Genomic DNA, 16,637 nt, shown 5'->3' with positions numbered 1-16,637 from the left:
TTACCTTACTTCTTCTTAGCCTCTTTGGTACGCACGACTTCGTCGGCGTAACGGACACCCTTGCCTTTGTAAGGCTCAGGACGGCGGTAGGCACGCAGATCTGCAGCAACCTGGCCAATAACTTGCTTATCAGTACCTTTCAGCACGATTTCAGTTTGGCTTGGGCATTCAGCAGTAATACCTGCTGGCAGCTGGTGATCGATTGGGTGAGAGAAGCCGAGGGCTAAATTCACCACATTGCCTTTAACAGCAGCACGATAACCAACGCCTACCAATTGAAGCTTCTTGGTGAAGCCCTCGGTAACACCGACAACCATTGCGTTCAGCAGAGCACGCGTAGTACCCGCTTGGGCCCATGCGTTGGCAAAACCTTCGCGCGGAGCGAAAGTCAGTGCATTAGCTTCATGCGTAACGATAACGGCGTCGTGGACTGTACGAGTCAGCTCGCCGTTTTTACCCTTAATCGAAATAACCTGACCGTTGAGTTTTACCTCTACGCCGGCAGGAATGACGACGGGTGCTTTTGCAACACGAGACATTCTTTCCTCCCGAATTAAGCTACGTAGCAGATAATCTCGCCACCAAGACCAGCCTGGCGAGCTGCACGATCGGTCATAACACCTTTAGAGGTAGAAATAACAGCGATACCCAAACCGGCCATAACTTTTGGCAGCTCATCTTTTTTCTTATAGATGCGCAGACCTGGACGACTGATACGCTGAATGCTTTCTACCACTGCCGCGCCCTGGAAGTACTTCAGTACGAGTTCCAGAACAGGCTTGGTATCGCCTTCGACTTTGAAATCTTCAATAAAACCTTCTTCCTTCAGCACTTTGGCAATTGCCACTTTCAGCTTGGAGGAAGGCATGGTGACCGCAACTTTGTTCGCGGCTTGACCGTTACGGATACGGGTCAGCATATCCGCGATCGGATCTTGCATGCTCATCTGTCTTTACTCCCGTGATTCAATTGGTAATTACCAGCTAGCTTTCTTCAGGCCTGGTACTTCACCGCGCATAGCGGCTTCACGTAGCTTGATACGGCTCAACCCGAATTTGCCCACATAACCATGTGGACGGCCAGTTTGGCGGCAGCGCTTACGCTGACGAGACGGGCTGGAATCACGCGGCAGACTTTGCAGCTTGAGAACAGCATCCCAACGATCTTCGTCGGAAGAGTTCACACCAGAAATGATAGCTTTCAATTCCTCGCGCTTAGCGCGGTACTTGTTAGCCAGTTTCACGCGAACGACTTCGCGTGCTTTCATTGATTGTTTAGCCATCAGTAACCCTGCCTTACTTGCGGAATGGGAATTTGAAAGCAGCCAACAGCGCACGGCCTTCATCATCAGATTTCGCAGTAGTGGTAATGGTAATATCCAAACCACGAACGCGATCGACTTTGTCATAGTCGATTTCTGGGAAGATGATTTGCTCACGCACACCCATGCTGTAGTTTCCACGGCCATCGAATGACTTAGCAGACAAGCCACGGAAGTCACGGATACGTGGAACAGCAATGGTAATCAGACGCTCAAAGAACTCCCACATGCGTTCGCCACGCAGAGTTACTTTACAGCCGATCGGATAGCCCTGGCGGATTTTGAAGCCTGCAACAGATTTGCGTGCTTTGGTGATAAACGGCTTTTGACCGGAGATTGCCGCCAAATCAGCTGCTGCATTGTCCAGCAGTTTCTTGTCAGCGATCGCTTCACCAACACCCATATTCAGGGTGATCTTCTCGACCCGAGGGACTTGCATGACAGAGTTGTAATCAAACTGAGACATCAGTTGTTTGACTACCTCGTCTTTGTAGTAATCATGCAGTTTCGCCATCGTCATACTCCAAATTACTTGATAGTTTCGCTATTTGATTTGAAGAAACGGACTTTTTTGCCGTCTTCGAATCTAAAGCCTACACGGTCAGCCTTACCAGTAGCCGCGTTGAAGAGAGCAATGTTAGAAACCTGAATAGCCGCTTCTTTTTCAACAATGCCACCTGGTTGGTTCAGAGCCGGAACAGGCTTCTGATGTTTCTTAACCAGGTTGATCCCTTCAACAATGACCTTACTCGCAGACAGGACACTTTTTACTTTACCGCGTTTACCTTTGTCTTTACCGGTAATCACGATAACTTCGTCATCACGACGGATTTTCGCTGCCATGGTTCGCTCCTTAGAGTACTTCTGGTGCCAGAGAGATAATTTTCATGAACTTCTCATTACGCAGTTCACGAGTTACCGGCCCAAAAATACGCGTACCGATAGGCTGCTCGCTGTTATTGTTTAAAATAACGCATGCATTACCATCGAAGCGAATGACAGAACCGTCCGGGCGACGTACACCCTTCTTGGTGCGCACCACTACCGCCTTCAGCACATCGCCTTTCTTCACCTTACCACGAGGAATTGCTTCCTTGATGGTAATTTTGATGATGTCGCCGACGCCTGCGTAGCGACGGTGCGAGCCACCTAGAACCTTGATACACATTACGCGACGTGCACCGGAGTTGTCGGCCACGTTCAGCATAGTCTGTTCTTGGATCATGTTAGTGCTCCGCTAATGTCAACTACAACTTTAGGACCCATTAATAGGTCGTTGAAAAGCCCCATAACTGAGGGCGCAGCATTATAACACCGCATCCAAAGTATGGGTAGAAAAAATAAACGGCCCACTTTCTGAGCCGTTTATTAGGTTAGAGCCAGCTACTCTATTACAGAATCGCTTTCTCTACAACGCGAACCAACGTCCAGGACTTAGTCTTGGACAGTGGACGGCATTCGCGGATTTCTACCACGTCGCCGATGCCACATTCGTTGTTCTCGTCATGTACATGCAGCTTAGTCGTACGCTTGATGAACTTCCCGTAAATTGGGTGTTTCACCGTACGTTCGATAGCAACAACCATGGATTTCTCCATTTTGTCACTAACAACACGACCTTGCAGAGTACGGATAATATCAGTCATTTACGCACCCGCCTTTTCAGTCAGTAAAGTCTTAACACGTGCGACATTACGACGCACTTGCTTCAACAGGTGAGTTTGTTGCAGTTGGCCACTCGCCGCCTGCATGCGTAAGTTAAATTGCTCACGCAGCAGGTTGAGCAGCTCAGTGTTCAGCTCTTCAACACTTTTTTGACGCAGCTCTTGTGCTTTCATTACATCACCGTCTTAGTTACAAAGGTGGTTTTGATCGGCAGTTTCGCTGCTGCCAGCTTGAACGCTTCGCGGGCGATTTCTTCCGGCACACCGTCCATTTCGTACAGGACTTTACCTGGTTGGATCAGGGCAACCCAATACTCCACGTTACCCTTACCTTTACCCATACGCACTTCAAGCGGCTTCTCGGTGATCGGTTTGTCCGGGAATACACGGATCCAGATCTTACCTTGACGCTTAACTGCACGAGTCATTGCACGACGAGCTGCTTCGATTTGACGAGCAGTCAGACGGCCACGGCCAACAGCTTTCAGACCGAAAGTGCCGAAGCTAACATCCGTACCTTGCGCCAGACCACGGTTGCGGCCCTTGTGCACCTTACGGAATTTTGTACGCTTTGGTTGTAACATCAGCGACTCTCCTTACTTGCGGCCTTTACGCTGCTGCTTTTTAGGTTGAGCAGCCGGTTCCGGTTGTTCAACTGCAGCCATACCACCCAGGATCTCACCTTTGAAGATCCATACCTTAACGCCGATTACACCATAAGTGGTGTGCGCTTCAGATGTGTTGTAATCGATATCCGCACGCAGTGTGTGCAACGGAACACGACCTTCACGGTACCATTCGGTACGCGCGATTTCAGCACCGCCAAGACGGCCGCTTACTTCAACTTTGATACCTTTAGCGCCAAGACGCATTGCGTTCTGTACAGCACGCTTCATAGCACGACGGAACATAACGCGACGTTCCAGCTGTGAAGTGATGCTGTCAGCAACCAATTTAGCGTCCAGTTCCGGTTTACGGACTTCGGCGATGTTAATCTGTGCAGGAACGCCAGCGATATCCGCTACGACCTTACGCAGTTTTTCGACATCTTCACCTTTCTTGCCGATAACGATGCCTGGACGAGCGGTGTGAATAGTCACACGGATGCTCTTCGCAGGACGCTCGATAACGATGCGCGAAACGGAAGCTTTCGCCAGTTCTTTAGTCAAGAATTGACGAACTTTAAAGTCGCTGTCCAGGTTGTCAGCGAATTCTTTGGTATTCGCATACCAAGTAGAGTTCCAAGGTTTGACAATACCCAGGCGAATACCATTAGGATGTACTTTCTGACCCATTGCTAGTCTCCAGAGTCTCAGCGATCGGACACAACCACAGTAATGTGGCTGGTGCGCTTCAGGATGCGATCTGCACGACCTTTTGCACGCGGCATAATGCGCTTCATGCTTGGGCCTTCGTCGACGAAAATTTTCGTGACTTTCAGATCATCGATGTCAGCGCCATCGTTGTGTTCTGCGTTAGCAATGGCAGACTCCAGCACTTTCTTAACCAGACCAGCAGCTTTCTTGTTGGTGTAGGTCAGGGTTTCCAGAGCTTGCGACACTTTCTTACCGCGGATCAGGTCTGCAACAAGGCGAACCTTCTGAGCAGAAGAACGAGCGTGGCGATGTTTAGCGATAGTTTCCATCTCTTCCTCCTACCTTAGCGCTTTTTAGCTTTTTTATCAGCCGCATGGCCGCGATAAGTACGAGTCGGCGCGAATTCACCCAGTTTGTGACCGACCATTTCATCGGAAACGAACACTGGTACGTGCTGACGACCATTATGGACAGCGATGGTCAAACCGATCATGTTAGGAAAGATCGTTGAACGACGGGACCAAGTGCGCAAAGGCTTCTTGTCACCGCTTTCCACCGCTTTCTCTACCTTCTTCAGCAAGTGCAGGTCAATAAAAGGACCTTTCTTGAGAGAACGTGGCATGGCTTATCCTCTAATTATTTTTTACTACGGCGACGTACGATGAACTTGTCAGTACGCTTGTTGCTACGGGTCTTCTTACCTTTGGTCTGAACGCCCCACGGAGTTACCGGGTGCTTACCAAAGTTACGACCTTCACCACCACCGTGCGGGTGATCGACTGGGTTCATCGCCGTACCGCGAACGGTAGGACGAACACCACGCCAACGTGCAGCACCTGCTTTACCCAGAACGCGAAGCATATGTTCAGCGTTACCGACTTCACCCAGGGTGGCGCGGCAATCAACTGGAACTTTACGCATTTCGCCAGAGCGCAGACGCAGAGTTACGTAGGAACCATCACGTGCAACGATCTGAACGTAAGCACCGGCAGAACGAGCCAGCTGGCCGCCTTTACCTGGTTTCATTTCTACGTTATGAACCGTTGAACCGACTGGAATGTTGCGCATCGGCAGGGTGTTACCCGCTTTGATTGCAGCATCAACACCAGATTGGATCTGGTCACCAGCTTTCAGGCCTTTCGGCGCCAGGATGTAACGGCGTTCGCCGTCTTTGTACAGAACCAGCGCGATGTTCGCGGAACGGTTCGGATCGTACTCCAGACGCTCAACCACAGCAGGGATACCATCTTTGTTGCGTTTGAAATCAACCAGACGATAGTGTTGCTTGTGGCCACCACCGATATGACGGGTGGTGATACGACCATTGTTGTTACGACCACCGCTTTTGCTCAATTTCTCAAGCAACGGGGCGTAAGGTTTACCCTTGTGCAGCTCAGGGTTAACCACTTTAACAACATGGCGACGACCCGGAGATGTAGGTTTACATTTAACAATTGCCATTGTTCTTACTCCTCCGACTTACTCTGCGCCGCCGATGAAGTCCAGATTCTGGCCTTCTTTCAGGGTGACGTAAGCTTTTTTCCAGTCGCTACGACGACCAACACGCTGACCGTGACGCTTCACTTTCCCTTTAACTACCAGGGTGTTTACGTCTTCGACTTCGACTTCAAACAGTTTCTGCACTGCAGCTTTGATTTCTGCTTTGGTCGCGTCTTTGGCAACTTTGAGAACGATGGTGTTACTTTTTTCCATCGCTGCGGATGCTTTTTCAGATACGTGCGGTGCACGCAGCACTTTCAGCAAACGTTCTTCACGGATCATGCCAGCATCTCCTCAACTTGCTTCACAGCATCAGCAGTCATAACCACTTTGTCGAAGGCGATTAGGCTAACTGGGTCGATACCTGCTACATCGCGCACGTCAACCTTGTACAGGTTACGCGCAGCCAGGAACAGATTCTCATCCAGTTCACCGGTCACGATCAGCACATCTTCCAGAGCCATATCTTTCAGTTTCTGTGCCAGCAGCTTGGTTTTAGGCGCTTCTACAGAGAACTTCTCGACAACGATCAGACGATCTTGACGTACCAGTTCGGACAGGATGCTTTTCAGCGCGCCGCGGTACATCTTTTTGTTTACTTTCTGACTGTGGTCCTGTGGCTTGGCAGCGAAGGTTACACCACCGGAACGCCAGATCGGGCTCTTTATAGAACCTGAACGCGCACGGCCAGTACCTTTCTGACGCCACGGTTTCTTACCGGAACCAGTTACTTCAGCACGGGTCTTCTGAGCACGAGTACCTTGACGGGCACCTGCTGCATAAGCAACAACAACCTGGTGTACCAGCGCTTCGTTGAAATCACGACCGAAGGTAGTTTCGGAAACAGTCAGCGCGCTTTGCGCGTCTTTCAATACTAATTCCATTGCTATCCCCTTACGCCTTCACAGCTGGTTTAACGATCAGGTTGCCACCGGTAGCGCCCGGTACAGCACCCTTAACCAGCAGCAGGTTGCGCTCAGCGTCAACACGTACTACGTCCAGGCTTTGAACGGTTACACGCTCGTCACCCAGGTGGCCAGCCATTTTCTTGCCTTTGAACACTTTGCCCGGAGTCTGGTTCTGACCGATAGAACCCGGAACGCGGTGAGACAAGGAGTTACCGTGGGTAGCGTCTTGGGTACGGAAGTTCCAGCGCTTTACAGTGCCAGCAAAACCTTTACCTTTAGAAGTACCGGTAACGTCGACTTTTTTAACGTCAGAGAAAATCTCAACGCTAATTTCCTGACCTGCAGCGAACTCTTGGCCTTCTTCAAGGCGGAATTCCCACAGACCACGGCCAGCTTCAACGCCAGCTTTAGCGAAATGGCCCGCTTCCGGTTTGGTCACACGGTTAGCTTTTTTGCTACCGGTAGTGACCTGAATGGCACGGTACCCGTCGGTCGCCAGGTCTTTAACCTGAGTCACGCGGTTCGCTTCAATTTCAATTACGGTTACTGGGATAGAAACGCCATCTTCAGTGAAGATACGCGTCATGCCCACTTTTTTACCGACTAAACCAATCATTGTTTCAACCTCTCAATCGCTCAATGACCTGATTAACCCAGGCTGATCTGCACGTCTACACCGGCAGCCAGATCCAGACGCATCAGAGCATCAACGGTTTTCTCGGTTGGCTCAACGATGTCAACCAGACGCTTGTGAGTGCGAATCTCGTACTGATCACGCGCATCTTTGTTGACGTGCGGAGAGATCAGAACGGTAAAGCGCTCTTTGCGAGTTGGCAGCGGGATCGGACCACGGACTTGCGCACCAGTGCGCTTGGCAGTCTCGACGATTTCCGCAGTTGATTGATCGATCAGACGATGATCAAACGCTTTCAGGCGGATACGGATTCTTTGGTTCTGCATGAGACCAGAGCTCCAATTATTTATAAACGTAAATAATTACTCCTCACACCCATTTCGATTGATGGGGGAGTGTAATCGTCAACATATAACCCCCATATCGGGAGTATTGTTCGAAGGGCAAAACGAGCTTGCCTATCGACTGATTCGCTAAAATCAGGCTTACCTTGATTAGGTAAGCCCGCGCATTATACGCAAAACGGGCCAGGAAGCAAGTCACGGATGGAAATATGCGCAGGATTGCGGCGATTTTGGTTTGCAGTGACGCTTTGAGGTAAAACAGAGGAAGTGGCAATCATTGATAATAGCCCCCTAACCTACTGCTCTTAAATCACGAATCAGGCGAGGGGCTATAAAAAACCGTGAAAATCAGTCTTTACGCTCGAGTATTTGTGCTTGGGCATAGTTTTGAATGCCGAGACGTTCGATCAGACTCAGCTCAGTTTCCAGCCAGTCGATGTGCCCTTCCTCATCGGCCAGCACATCCCTCATCAGATCGCGGCTGACATAATCATGGATCGAGTCGGCATAAGCGATAGCTTCCCGCAGATTTTTAGCACCATCCAACTCAAGCGCCAAATCGGACCTCAGCATCTCTTCGATATCTTCACCAATATTCAGCTTACCGAGATCCTGCAGGTTAGGTATCCCCTCAAGGAACAAAATACGCTCGATATAACGATCGGCATGTTTCATCTCATCGATGGACTCGTGATATTCCTTATCATTGAGGCGCATCAACCCCCAGTTTTTGAACATTCGCGCATGCAGGAAGTATTGATTGATGGCAACCAACTCGTTACCGAGCAGTTTGTTGAGATGAGCAAGAAGTTTTTTATCACCTTTCATAAGTATGTCCTCCTGGGCAGTTCTAGAAGTGTAGAACCTGCTGAACAAGAGTCAAAAAAATAACCATACCTTTTATTAGGCGACTTTATGCATATGGATGATGCTCGCGCGTTCCTCCACCATAATTTGCCTTGCCTGACGAATGCACTTCCCACAGTCAGTGCCAAGCGGCACCAAGTCACGCAACTGCTTCATGGTATGGGGGTTGTGCTGACGAACCGCCTTGCGGATTGCTTTATCAGTCACGGCATTACACAGACATACATACATAGAAAGACCCACTTCTTAACCAATACAGCAAGTCTAAATAGGAATTGTTTTTATTTCAATTAACATTTAAATAAATTGTATAAAAAAAGGGCACATAAGTGCCCTCTTTTCGTGCTTATAAGTTACTTGCTATTAAGCAAGAACTTTAGCAACCACGCCCGCACCTACAGTACGGCCGCCTTCACGGATTGCGAAACGCAGACCGTCGTCCATCGCGATTGGGTGAATCAGGGTTACAACCATGTTCACGTTATCGCCTGGCATTACCATCTCTACGCCTTCTGGCAGTTCGATGGTACCGGTCACGTCAGTTGTACGGAAGTAGAACTGTGGACGGTAGCCTTTGAAGAATGGCGTATGACGGCCACCTTCTTCTTTGCTCAGGATATACACTTCTGAGTCAAATTTGGTGTGTGGTTTGATAGAACCTGGTTTAGCCAGAACCTGACCACGCTCGATATCTTCACGCTTGATACCACGCAGCAGAACACCTACGTTCTCACCCGCACGGCCTTCGTCCAGCAGTTTGCGGAACATTTCAACGCCGGTACAGGTAGACTTAACGGTGTCTTTGATACCAACGATTTCAACTTCTTCACCAACTTTGATGATACCGCGCTCTACACGACCGGTAACAACGGTACCACGACCGGAGATGGAGAAAACGTCTTCGATTGGCAGCAGGAATGGCTTGTCAATCGCACGCTCTGGTTCTGGGATGTAAGTATCCAGATGGCCAGCCAGCTCGATGATCTTCTCTTCCCACTCTGGCACACCATTCAGCGCCTGCAGAGCTGAACCACGAACCACTGGCAGATCATCACCAGGGAAGTCATAAGCAGACAGAAGTTCACGCACTTCCATTTCTACCAGTTCCAGCAGCTCTTCATCATCAACCATGTCACACTTGTTCATGAACACGATGATGTAAGGAACGCCAACCTGACGACCCAGCAGGATGTGCTCACGGGTCTGTGGCATTGGGCCATCAGTCGCAGCAACTACCAGGATCGCGCCGTCCATCTGAGCAGCACCGGTGATCATGTTTTTCACGTAGTCGGCGTGCCCAGGGCAGTCAACGTGCGCGTAGTGACGAGTCGGGGTGTCATATTCAACGTGAGAAGTGTTGATGGTGATACCACGAGCTTTTTCTTCTGGCGCATTATCGATCTGATCGAAAGCACGTGCGTTACCGCCGTAGGTTTTAGCCAGTACGGTAGTGATTGCAGCAGTCAGGGTAGTTTTACCATGGTCAACGTGGCCGATAGTACCAACGTTAACGTGCGGTTTGGAACGTTCAAATTTTTCTTTAGACACGGCTATATTCCTTACTCTTATGCTCCCCCCTCATGGAGAGAGCACTGGATCAATGTTTTAAACCCGGCAGCTTATTTACCACGGGCTTCGATAACGGCCTGAGCGACGTTGTTCGGCGCTTCAGCATACTTCAAGAACTCCATGGAGTATGAAGCACGGCCCTGGGTCTGAGAACGCAGGTCAGTAGCATAACCAAACATTTCAGACAGTGGAACCTGAGCGCGAACGGTTTTACCGGTGGCAGTATCATCCATGCCTTCGATCATACCGCGACGACGGTTCAGGTCACCAATAACGTCACCCATGTAATCTTCAGGGGTTTCGACTTCAACCTTCATCACTGGCTCAAGCAGAACTGGCTTGGCTTTCTTAAACGCGTCTTTAAACGCGATAGAAGCGGCCAATTTAAACGCCAATTCAGAGGAGTCAACATCGTGGTAAGAACCGAAGTGCAGACGCACCTTGATGTCAACAACCGGATAACCAGCCAGAGGACCAGCTTTCAACTGCTCCTGGATGCCTTTATCAACAGCCGGGATGAATTCCTTCGGAATCGTACCACCCACGATGTCGTTGACAAATTCATAACCAGCGCCGCCTGGAGGCAATGGCATCATATCGATCACTACGTGACCATACTGACCGCGACCACCAGACTGCTTAGCATGCTTACCTTCGATGTCAGTAACGGTGTCACGAATCGTTTCACGATAAGCAACCTGCGGCTTACCGACGTTCGCTTCAACGTTAAATTCACGACGCATACGGTCAACCAGTACATCCAGGTGCAGTTCACCCATACCTGCGATGATGGTTTGACCTGACTCTTCGTCAGTCCACACGCGGAAGGATGGATCTTCCTTCGCCAGACGGCCCAGAGCAAGACCCATTTTTTCTTGGTCAGCTTTGGTTTTCGGCTCAACAGCAACCGAAATTACCGGATCTGGGAACTCCATACGCTCCAGAATGATCGGGCTAGCTGGATCACACAGAGTGTCACCGGTGGTTACGTCTTTCAGACCGATAGCCGCAGCGATGTCACCAGCACGAACTTCTTTGATCTCTTCACGCTTGTTAGCATGCATCTGAACAATACGGCCCAGACGTTCACGCTGCGCTTTTACTGAGTTCAGTACGGTATCACCGGAGTTAACCACACCGGAGTAAACACGGAAGAACGTCAGGTTACCCACGAATGGGTCGGTAGCGATCTTAAACGCCAGCGCCGAGAACGGCTCTTTGTCGTCAGAATGACGCACTGCAGGCGTATCTTTACCGTCGTCCAGAATACCGTTGATGGATTCAACGTCAGTTGGCGCAGGCAGATATTCGACAACTGCATCCAGCATTGCCTGTACGCCTTTGTTTTTAAACGCAGAACCACAGGTAACTAGGATAACTTCGTTGTTCAGCACGCGCTGACGCAGAGCTTTCTTGATTTCTTCCTCGGTCAGCTCTTCGCCACCCAGGTACTTATCCATCAGCTCTTCTGAAGCTTCAGCAGCAGACTCAACCAGATTCTGGTGCCATTCTTCAGCCAGTTCCTGCATGTCCGCCGGGATCTCTTCGTATTCGAAGGACACGCCCTGGTCAGCATCGCTCCAGTTGATGGCTTTCATTTTCACCAGGTCAACAACACCGGTGAATTTCTCTTCTGCGCCGATCGCCAGTTGCAATGGAACTGGGTTCGCTGCCAGACGAGATTTAAGCTGGCCAACAACTTTCAGGAAGTTAGCACCCATACGGTCCATTTTGTTAACGAACGCGATGCGTGGAACTTTGTATTTGTTTGCCTGACGCCATACGGTTTCAGACTGCGGCTGAACACCACCAACCGCACAGTAAACCATTACTGCACCATCAAGGACACGCATGGAACGTTCTACTTCGATGGTGAAGTCAACGTGCCCCGGGGTATCGATGATGTTGATACGGTGCGGTTCAAACTGCTTGGCCATACCAGACCAGAAAGCGGTGGTCGCAGCGGAGGTGATAGTGATACCACGTTCCTGTTCCTGCTCCATCCAGTCCATGGTCGCGGTGCCTTCGTGCGTTTCACCAATCTTATGGTTTACACCGGTATAGAACAGAATACGTTCGGTAGTGGTGGTCTTACCGGCGTCGATGTGAGCACTGATACCGATATTACGGTAGCGCGCAATGGGTGTTGTACGAGCCATTTGATTCCTCTATTGCCTTAGGCGTTCAAGTTCGGTTAATCCAAGCGGGTTAGCGACTTGACGCGCCCGCTTGGTTAGCATAACTACAGCGTGGTGATTACCAGCGGTAGTGGGCGAACGCCTTGTTGGCTTCTGCCATACGGTGAACGTCTTCACGCTTCTTAACAGCAGAACCTTTGTTCTCTGCTGCGTCAGACAGTTCGTTCGCCAGGCGCAGAGCCATGGATTTATCACCACGTTTACGAGCAGCATCAACGATCCAACGCATTGCCAGGGCATTACGACGAACCGGACGAACTTCAACTGGTACCTGGTAAGTAGAACCGCCAACGCGACGCGACTTAACTTCTACAGTCGGGCGAACGTTGTCGAGAGCGACTTCGAAAGCTTCCAGGTGACCTTTACCAGAACGCTGGGCCAGGGTTTCCAGCGCGGTATAGACGATTGCTTCTGCAGTAGATTTTTTACCATCTACCATCAGGATATTAACAAATTTGGCCAACAGCTCGGATCCGAACTTAGGATCTGGCAGGATTTTACGTTGACCAATAACGCGACGACGTGGCATGGAAATACTCCGTTGTAAATTCAGGATTGTCCAAAACTCTACGAGTTTATTTTGACATTAAAGTGAAAATGTTTGGCCTTACTTAACGAAGAACCATTAAGCCTTTGGCTTCTTCACGCCGTACTTGGAACGAGCTTGCTTACGGTCTTTAACACCGGAGCAGTCAAGTGCGCCGCGAACGGTGTGATAACGCACACCTGGCAGGTCTTTTACACGACCGCCACGGATCAGGATCACGGAGTGTTCCTGCAGGTTGTGGCCTTCACCACCGATGTAGGAAGTCACTTCGAAACCGTTAGTCAAACGCACACGGCAAACTTTACGCAGTGCGGAGTTTGGTTTTTTCGGGGTGGTAGTATATACGCGGGTACATACACCACGTTTCTGCGGGCAGGCTTCCAGCGCTGGAACGTTGCTTTTAGCAGCCTTCACAGAGCGTGGTTTGCGAACCAGCTGATTAATTGTTGCCATTAAAAAGCTCCTGGTTTTTGCTTCGTTTCTTGCTTCGTAAACATGTGATAAAACCCCTCGTATGCACTACTGGCAAAGTACGAGGACGCAGAATTTTATGGCTGACCAGTAGAGGTGTCAAGAAATATACAACATCCCGTCGATTACCACGCCATTTGGCTAGGGTGCTTTTCGGTTAATTCAACGAAGTGAGTATAGTCGATGAGCGTAATATCGTGCGAAATATGACCAATCAATCCTCTAGCCTCCACATCGGCCTGCAACGCATACAGAGATATGGAGGCATTGAGCAGCAGATCAAGGTGAGTGCTGCCCATAAGGCCCGCCAACACGCCGTCCTGCAGCAGCAATAGGGCGTCATCCTGCGTGGTGAGCCGTAACAAGGTGGGCAAATCGCAATAACTCGGTGAATGGCTCAGGGTATACAGCATGAAAATATCCTACTAGAAAGTCATCACCACATCATAAGCGGCCAACTGCTGGCGCAGCCTATCCGCTGGCAAAACCTCTGCCGCCAGCACCCAGTCAGTGGTCTGTTGCAAACCGCGCTCCTGCAGAGACGCCTCGCAGAGATAACAGTTCTCGACGTCATACAATGGCAACACACCGAAGGTGGCGATGTAATTACGCGCCAGAATCTTTTCCGGCTGCTGGCCTGGAAGCAGCTGCAACACCCCATCGCCGATAAAGAATACGCCGATATCTTCGCTCAACGCCGAAGTTGCAAGCAGCGCATCCAGCCCCTCTCTACCGGCAGAACTGCCATGCGGCCCATGGGTAAAAACAAACGCCACTCGTTTCATCTTGCTCTCTTAAAACTGCACCAGGCGATCGCAACTCAGCGCTGCTTGCGCCAGCGATCCCAAACCACTGAGGGTGAACCCCTCCTGCAAATTAGCCGAACTCAGCCCAAGCTGTGCGGCTTCCTGCTCATCGGTAATACCGCGCCGCAGAGCCGCAGCGACGCAGATATTCAGCTCAATGCCGTGTTGCCTGGATAACCCAACCCAGGCACGCACCAAATCGAACTCGTCGCTCGCCGGAGAGGTCAGTTGATTGGCATTCAAAACACCTTCGCGGTAAAAAAACACGCTAGAGAGGTTATGCCCGGCCGCCAGCAACGCCTGAGCAAACTGCCAGGCACTGCTGGCCTGCTGGGTGCCATACGCCGGGCCGGTGACCAGCAGGCAGTAATTCAGCATCAACGCTCACTTCCCAACAGATCGCCGCTTTTAAACTGGCGGATATACAGATACACGGTATGTTTGGAGATATTCAGACGCTCGGCCACCTGGTTAATCGCATCCTTGATATCAAAAATGCCTTTTTCGTAGAGGTTAAGCACTATCTGGCGATTTTTGGCGTTATTGGACACGTTGCGATCGACGTTCACCTCTTCGATAGTGAATTCCAGCGTTTGGGCAACCAGATCGTCCACGGAAGACGCGAAGTTGACCGAAGAGGCCACTTCCTGAGTTTCTGGCGGCATAAATGTCTGTATCACCTGCGAGAACGGCACATCAAGGTTCATGTTGATACACAATAGGCCGATCACACGTTGCTCGCGATTACGAATGGCGATAGTCACTGATTTCATCAGCACGCCGCTTTTGGCACGGGTGAAATAGGCTTGGGAAACGCTGCTGTCGGCACCGGCCATGTCATGCAGCATACGCAGCGCCAAGTCGGTGATGGGCGAACCGATTTTGCGCCCGGTATGCTCACCATTGGCGATACGTACTGCCGAACACTTCAGGTCTTCCAACGAATGCAGCACGATTTCACAATGAGCACCGATCAACATCGCCAGGCCGTCCACCACGGCTTCGTAAGACTTCAGGATTTCATGATCCGTCTGGCTAAACGGACGCTCATTCAGCAAATCAAGTTCACTGGCTTCGCCGGATAAAAGCGAATTAGACATCGAAAATACCACCCTCATAGATCGCCTGAGCCAGGGGACGCAGCTAAAACTGCTCGTGCAGAGTTCCGTCAGCGGGAAGCCAGAAACAGCTTTAGATACACGCCCTTAGGGGCAGGCGCATGACTCATAAATCCAGACATTGGACCTGGCAAAATAGCCAAATCAACATCCTTGCATTTGCGCGTGGTAATGACGTTAAGCCCGATGCCCGGCAGGCGTCAAGCAATCAGTAAGGGGAGAAAGTAAACTTGCAGGGGATTTTGCATTATTCGCTGGGATAGAAATGACAACCGCCGCGAAGAACCTTCGCGGCGGTTGGGGGAAAACGGCTTATTTCGCTTTAGCGTCTGCTGGTTTAGCTTCTGCTGCTGGCTCTTCAGCTGCTTTTTCATCTGCTGCTTTTTCGTCAACTTTAGCGGCTGGCTTCACATCCAGCAGCTCAACGTCAAACACCAGAGTAGAGTTGGCAGGGATCCCTGGAACGCCAGTTTTACCGTAGGCCAATGCCGGTGGGATAACCAGCTTGATTTTGCCACCTTTCTTAATTTGCTTCAGGCCTTCGGTCCAACCTGGAATCACACCATCCAGACGGAACGACAGCGGCTCGCCACGGGTGTAAGAGTTGTCAAACTCAGTACCATCGGTCAGAGTCCCTTTGTAGTTCACCACGACAGTATCGCTGTCTTTTGGTGCTTCACCGGTACCTTCTTTCTCTACCAGGTACAGCAAGCCAGACTCAGTTTTCTTCACGCCTTTCTCTTTGGCGAAGGCTTCGCTGTATTTAGCCCCTTTGGCTTCGTTTTCTTTGGCATCCTGCTCCATCTTCGCCTGAGCAGAAGCTTTCACACGTGCTTCAAAGCTTTGCAGAGTTTTCTCGATATCGCCATCGTTCAGTTTGCTCTTGTTGGCAAACGCATCCTGAACGCCAGAGATCAACTGCTCTTTATCCAGCGTGATACCCAGCTTTTCTTGCTCTTTCAGCGAGTTTTCCATGTAACGACCCAGTGAAGCACCCAGGGCATACGCAGCCTGCTCATCATCATTCTTGAATTTGCCGGTGCTTGGTGCTTCTGCAGGTTTAGCCGCTTCGGCAGCAGGTGCAGCAGCCGTATCAGCGGGTTTAGCGGCATCAGCAGCCATTACCTGAGTAGTACCCAGAGCGAAAGCCATGGTCGTTGCCAGAAGCGTGACTTTAAACAAAGATTTCATCCATTTCTCCAGTGTTTGAAGCAGTGCTCCAAACGATCATTAAGTAAGTTAACCGGGCTACTATAGCTGCCTGAAACAAAACAAAACAGCCACACAGGTGACCAATCGAGTCAAAGTGTGACCTTAGATTTGCCTATAAGTTTCCAACTTCTGCCTAGTTAGCTGATAATTCAGAACTTTCTT

28 protein-coding genes are annotated in these 16,637 nt (G+C 50.3%); all 28 read right to left on the bottom strand.

Translation table 11 applies throughout. From position 1 onward, the window contains the following. Positions 1–5: 5 nt before the first annotated feature. Positions 6–539, bottom strand: a complete 534-nt coding sequence (gene rplF, locus BMI79_RS16945; protein WP_076943281.1) for a 50S ribosomal protein L6 — start codon at positions 537–539, stop codon at positions 6–8. 14 nt (positions 540–553) lie between these two features. Further along, on the bottom strand, positions 554–946 hold the full coding sequence (gene rpsH, locus BMI79_RS16940; RefSeq protein WP_076943280.1) for a 30S ribosomal protein S8: 393 nt from the start codon (positions 944–946) through the stop codon (positions 554–556). 30 nt (positions 947–976) lie between these two features. Continuing rightward, positions 977–1,282 carry a 30S ribosomal protein S14 gene (gene rpsN, locus BMI79_RS16935; protein WP_076943279.1) on the bottom strand — a complete coding sequence of 102 codons (306 nt, stop codon included), beginning with the start codon at positions 1,280–1,282 and terminating at the stop codon, positions 977–979. A gap of 13 nt (positions 1,283–1,295) precedes the next feature. Further along, the gene (gene rplE / locus BMI79_RS16930) at positions 1,296–1,835 is read right to left on the bottom strand and encodes a 50S ribosomal protein L5 (RefSeq protein WP_076943278.1); all 540 of its coding nucleotides are present in this window, start codon (positions 1,833–1,835) and stop codon (positions 1,296–1,298) included. Between the two features lie 14 nt (positions 1,836–1,849). Beyond that, entirely contained in the window at positions 1,850–2,164 is a 315-nt protein-coding gene (rplX, locus tag BMI79_RS16925; protein WP_037402707.1) for a 50S ribosomal protein L24, read from the bottom strand. A gap of 10 nt (positions 2,165–2,174) precedes the next feature. Then, positions 2,175–2,546, bottom strand: coding sequence for a 50S ribosomal protein L14 (gene rplN / locus BMI79_RS16920; RefSeq protein ID WP_000613954.1), 372 nt, complete (start codon positions 2,544–2,546; stop codon positions 2,175–2,177). 166 nt (positions 2,547–2,712) lie between these two features. Continuing rightward, positions 2,713–2,967 carry a 30S ribosomal protein S17 gene (rpsQ, locus tag BMI79_RS16915; RefSeq protein ID WP_020837241.1) on the bottom strand — a complete coding sequence of 85 codons (255 nt, stop codon included), beginning with the start codon at positions 2,965–2,967 and terminating at the stop codon, positions 2,713–2,715. Then, positions 2,968–3,159 carry a 50S ribosomal protein L29 gene (gene rpmC, locus BMI79_RS16910; protein ID WP_024912203.1) on the bottom strand — a complete coding sequence of 64 codons (192 nt, stop codon included), beginning with the start codon at positions 3,157–3,159 and terminating at the stop codon, positions 2,968–2,970. After that, positions 3,159–3,569 (bottom strand): 50S ribosomal protein L16, encoded by a 411-nt coding sequence (rplP, locus tag BMI79_RS16905; RefSeq protein ID WP_076943277.1) that lies wholly within the window; start codon positions 3,567–3,569, stop codon positions 3,159–3,161. The genes rpmC and rplP overlap by 1 nt, the downstream gene beginning before the upstream one ends. A 12-nt stretch (positions 3,570–3,581) precedes the next feature. Next, a complete protein-coding gene (gene rpsC, locus BMI79_RS16900) occupies positions 3,582–4,280 on the bottom strand; it encodes a 30S ribosomal protein S3 (protein ID WP_004956187.1) in 699 nt (232 codons plus the stop codon). Between the two features lie 17 nt (positions 4,281–4,297). Further along, on the bottom strand, positions 4,298–4,630 hold the full coding sequence (rplV, locus tag BMI79_RS16895) for a 50S ribosomal protein L22 (protein WP_002223844.1): 333 nt from the start codon (positions 4,628–4,630) through the stop codon (positions 4,298–4,300). A gap of 14 nt (positions 4,631–4,644) precedes the next feature. After that, the gene (rpsS, locus tag BMI79_RS16890) at positions 4,645–4,923 is read right to left on the bottom strand and encodes a 30S ribosomal protein S19 (protein WP_004929772.1); all 279 of its coding nucleotides are present in this window, start codon (positions 4,921–4,923) and stop codon (positions 4,645–4,647) included. A 14-nt stretch (positions 4,924–4,937) separates the two neighbouring features. Continuing rightward, positions 4,938–5,762 (bottom strand): 50S ribosomal protein L2, encoded by an 825-nt coding sequence (rplB, locus tag BMI79_RS16885; RefSeq protein WP_024912205.1) that lies wholly within the window; start codon positions 5,760–5,762, stop codon positions 4,938–4,940. A gap of 18 nt (positions 5,763–5,780) precedes the next feature. Next, positions 5,781–6,083 (bottom strand): 50S ribosomal protein L23, encoded by a 303-nt coding sequence (rplW, locus tag BMI79_RS16880; protein ID WP_004951179.1) that lies wholly within the window; start codon positions 6,081–6,083, stop codon positions 5,781–5,783. Then, a complete protein-coding gene (gene rplD / locus BMI79_RS16875) occupies positions 6,080–6,685 on the bottom strand; it encodes a 50S ribosomal protein L4 (RefSeq protein WP_046898648.1) in 606 nt (201 codons plus the stop codon). The genes rplW and rplD overlap by 4 nt, the downstream gene beginning before the upstream one ends. Positions 6,686–6,695: 10 nt before the next feature. Then, on the bottom strand, positions 6,696–7,325 hold the full coding sequence (gene rplC, locus BMI79_RS16870; protein ID WP_076943276.1) for a 50S ribosomal protein L3: 630 nt from the start codon (positions 7,323–7,325) through the stop codon (positions 6,696–6,698). A gap of 32 nt (positions 7,326–7,357) precedes the next feature. Next, entirely contained in the window at positions 7,358–7,669 is a 312-nt protein-coding gene (gene rpsJ, locus BMI79_RS16865) for a 30S ribosomal protein S10 (protein WP_001181005.1), read from the bottom strand. Positions 7,670–8,035: 366 nt separating this feature from the next. After that, positions 8,036–8,515 (bottom strand): bacterioferritin, encoded by a 480-nt coding sequence (bfr, locus tag BMI79_RS16860; RefSeq protein WP_076943275.1) that lies wholly within the window; start codon positions 8,513–8,515, stop codon positions 8,036–8,038. 75 nt (positions 8,516–8,590) lie between these two features. Next, on the bottom strand, positions 8,591–8,785 hold the full coding sequence (gene bfd / locus BMI79_RS16855; RefSeq protein ID WP_076943274.1) for a bacterioferritin-associated ferredoxin: 195 nt from the start codon (positions 8,783–8,785) through the stop codon (positions 8,591–8,593). Positions 8,786–8,917: 132 nt separating this feature from the next. Next, positions 8,918–10,102 carry an elongation factor Tu gene (tuf, locus tag BMI79_RS16850; RefSeq protein WP_076943273.1) on the bottom strand — a complete coding sequence of 395 codons (1,185 nt, stop codon included), beginning with the start codon at positions 10,100–10,102 and terminating at the stop codon, positions 8,918–8,920. Positions 10,103–10,173: 71 nt separating this feature from the next. Next, the gene (gene fusA, locus BMI79_RS16845; protein WP_076943272.1) at positions 10,174–12,282 is read right to left on the bottom strand and encodes an elongation factor G; all 2,109 of its coding nucleotides are present in this window, start codon (positions 12,280–12,282) and stop codon (positions 10,174–10,176) included. Positions 12,283–12,379: 97 nt separating this feature from the next. Continuing rightward, on the bottom strand, positions 12,380–12,850 hold the full coding sequence (gene rpsG / locus BMI79_RS16840) for a 30S ribosomal protein S7 (RefSeq protein WP_021181637.1): 471 nt from the start codon (positions 12,848–12,850) through the stop codon (positions 12,380–12,382). 96 nt (positions 12,851–12,946) lie between these two features. Further along, the gene (gene rpsL, locus BMI79_RS16835; protein ID WP_004930426.1) at positions 12,947–13,321 is read right to left on the bottom strand and encodes a 30S ribosomal protein S12; all 375 of its coding nucleotides are present in this window, start codon (positions 13,319–13,321) and stop codon (positions 12,947–12,949) included. 143 nt (positions 13,322–13,464) lie between these two features. Then, positions 13,465–13,752 (bottom strand): sulfurtransferase complex subunit TusB, encoded by a 288-nt coding sequence (tusB, locus tag BMI79_RS16830; protein ID WP_076943271.1) that lies wholly within the window; start codon positions 13,750–13,752, stop codon positions 13,465–13,467. A 12-nt stretch (positions 13,753–13,764) separates the two neighbouring features. Then, a complete protein-coding gene (gene tusC, locus BMI79_RS16825; RefSeq protein ID WP_076943270.1) occupies positions 13,765–14,124 on the bottom strand; it encodes a sulfurtransferase complex subunit TusC in 360 nt (119 codons plus the stop codon). Positions 14,125–14,133: 9 nt separating this feature from the next. Continuing rightward, positions 14,134–14,523: a sulfurtransferase complex subunit TusD gene (gene tusD, locus BMI79_RS16820; protein WP_076943269.1), complete on the bottom strand. Its 390-nt coding sequence runs from the start codon at positions 14,521–14,523 to the stop codon at positions 14,134–14,136. Next, positions 14,523–15,245, bottom strand: a complete 723-nt coding sequence (locus tag BMI79_RS16815; protein ID WP_076943305.1) for a helix-turn-helix transcriptional regulator — start codon at positions 15,243–15,245, stop codon at positions 14,523–14,525. The genes tusD and BMI79_RS16815 overlap by 1 nt, the downstream gene beginning before the upstream one ends. Before the next feature lie 330 nt (positions 15,246–15,575). Further along, the gene (gene fkpA / locus BMI79_RS16810; RefSeq protein ID WP_076943268.1) at positions 15,576–16,454 is read right to left on the bottom strand and encodes an FKBP-type peptidyl-prolyl cis-trans isomerase; all 879 of its coding nucleotides are present in this window, start codon (positions 16,452–16,454) and stop codon (positions 15,576–15,578) included. Between the last annotated feature and the right edge of the window lie 183 nt (positions 16,455–16,637).

Origin of the sequence: Serratia oryzae (assembly GCF_001976145.1) — a bacterium.
Taxonomy (GTDB): domain Bacteria; phylum Pseudomonadota; class Gammaproteobacteria; order Enterobacterales; family Enterobacteriaceae; genus Chania; species Chania oryzae.
This window is presented reverse-complemented; position numbering and strand designations above follow the sequence as displayed.

What these genes read in the sequence shown, in the direction of transcription:
- rpsJ (WP_001181005.1), bottom strand. Translation starts at nt 7,669, where the DNA reads ATGCAGAACCAAAGAATCCGTATCCGCCTGAAAGCGTTTGATCATCGT.
- rpsL (WP_004930426.1), bottom strand. Translation starts at nt 13,321, where the DNA reads ATGGCAACAATTAATCAGCTGGTTCGCAAACCACGCTCTGTGAAGGCT.
- BMI79_RS16815 (WP_076943305.1), bottom strand. Translation starts at nt 15,245, where the DNA reads ATGTCTAATTCGCTTTTATCCGGCGAAGCCAGTGAACTTGATTTGCTG.
- tusB (WP_076943271.1), bottom strand. Translation starts at nt 13,752, where the DNA reads ATGCTGTATACCCTGAGCCATTCACCGAGTTATTGCGATTTGCCCACC.
- rpsQ (WP_020837241.1), bottom strand. Translation starts at nt 2,967, where the DNA reads ATGACTGATATTATCCGTACTCTGCAAGGTCGTGTTGTTAGTGACAAA.
- tusC (WP_076943270.1), bottom strand. Translation starts at nt 14,124, where the DNA reads ATGAAACGAGTGGCGTTTGTTTTTACCCATGGGCCGCATGGCAGTTCT.
- rplD (WP_046898648.1), bottom strand. Translation starts at nt 6,685, where the DNA reads ATGGAATTAGTATTGAAAGACGCGCAAAGCGCGCTGACTGTTTCCGAA.
- rplB (WP_024912205.1), bottom strand. Translation starts at nt 5,762, where the DNA reads ATGGCAATTGTTAAATGTAAACCTACATCTCCGGGTCGTCGCCATGTT.
- rplN (WP_000613954.1), bottom strand. Translation starts at nt 2,546, where the DNA reads ATGATCCAAGAACAGACTATGCTGAACGTGGCCGACAACTCCGGTGCA.
- rplF (WP_076943281.1), bottom strand. Translation starts at nt 539, where the DNA reads ATGTCTCGTGTTGCAAAAGCACCCGTCGTCATTCCTGCCGGCGTAGAG.
- rplV (WP_002223844.1), bottom strand. Translation starts at nt 4,630, where the DNA reads ATGGAAACTATCGCTAAACATCGCCACGCTCGTTCTTCTGCTCAGAAG.
- fusA (WP_076943272.1), bottom strand. Translation starts at nt 12,282, where the DNA reads ATGGCTCGTACAACACCCATTGCGCGCTACCGTAATATCGGTATCAGT.
- bfd (WP_076943274.1), bottom strand. Translation starts at nt 8,785, where the DNA reads ATGTATGTATGTCTGTGTAATGCCGTGACTGATAAAGCAATCCGCAAG.
- rplW (WP_004951179.1), bottom strand. Translation starts at nt 6,083, where the DNA reads ATGATCCGTGAAGAACGTTTGCTGAAAGTGCTGCGTGCACCGCACGTA.
- rpsH (WP_076943280.1), bottom strand. Translation starts at nt 946, where the DNA reads ATGAGCATGCAAGATCCGATCGCGGATATGCTGACCCGTATCCGTAAC.
- rpmC (WP_024912203.1), bottom strand. Translation starts at nt 3,159, where the DNA reads ATGAAAGCACAAGAGCTGCGTCAAAAAAGTGTTGAAGAGCTGAACACT.
- rplC (WP_076943276.1), bottom strand. Translation starts at nt 7,325, where the DNA reads ATGATTGGTTTAGTCGGTAAAAAAGTGGGCATGACGCGTATCTTCACT.
- rpsC (WP_004956187.1), bottom strand. Translation starts at nt 4,280, where the DNA reads ATGGGTCAGAAAGTACATCCTAATGGTATTCGCCTGGGTATTGTCAAA.
- rpsN (WP_076943279.1), bottom strand. Translation starts at nt 1,282, where the DNA reads ATGGCTAAACAATCAATGAAAGCACGCGAAGTCGTTCGCGTGAAACTG.
- rpsG (WP_021181637.1), bottom strand. Translation starts at nt 12,850, where the DNA reads ATGCCACGTCGTCGCGTTATTGGTCAACGTAAAATCCTGCCAGATCCT.
- rpsS (WP_004929772.1), bottom strand. Translation starts at nt 4,923, where the DNA reads ATGCCACGTTCTCTCAAGAAAGGTCCTTTTATTGACCTGCACTTGCTG.
- rplP (WP_076943277.1), bottom strand. Translation starts at nt 3,569, where the DNA reads ATGTTACAACCAAAGCGTACAAAATTCCGTAAGGTGCACAAGGGCCGC.
- rplE (WP_076943278.1), bottom strand. Translation starts at nt 1,835, where the DNA reads ATGGCGAAACTGCATGATTACTACAAAGACGAGGTAGTCAAACAACTG.
- bfr (WP_076943275.1), bottom strand. Translation starts at nt 8,515, where the DNA reads ATGAAAGGTGATAAAAAACTTCTTGCTCATCTCAACAAACTGCTCGGT.
- tusD (WP_076943269.1), bottom strand. Translation starts at nt 14,523, where the DNA reads ATGCTGAATTACTGCCTGCTGGTCACCGGCCCGGCGTATGGCACCCAG.
- rplX (WP_037402707.1), bottom strand. Translation starts at nt 2,164, where the DNA reads ATGGCAGCGAAAATCCGTCGTGATGACGAAGTTATCGTGATTACCGGT.
- fkpA (WP_076943268.1), bottom strand. Translation starts at nt 16,454, where the DNA reads ATGAAATCTTTGTTTAAAGTCACGCTTCTGGCAACGACCATGGCTTTC.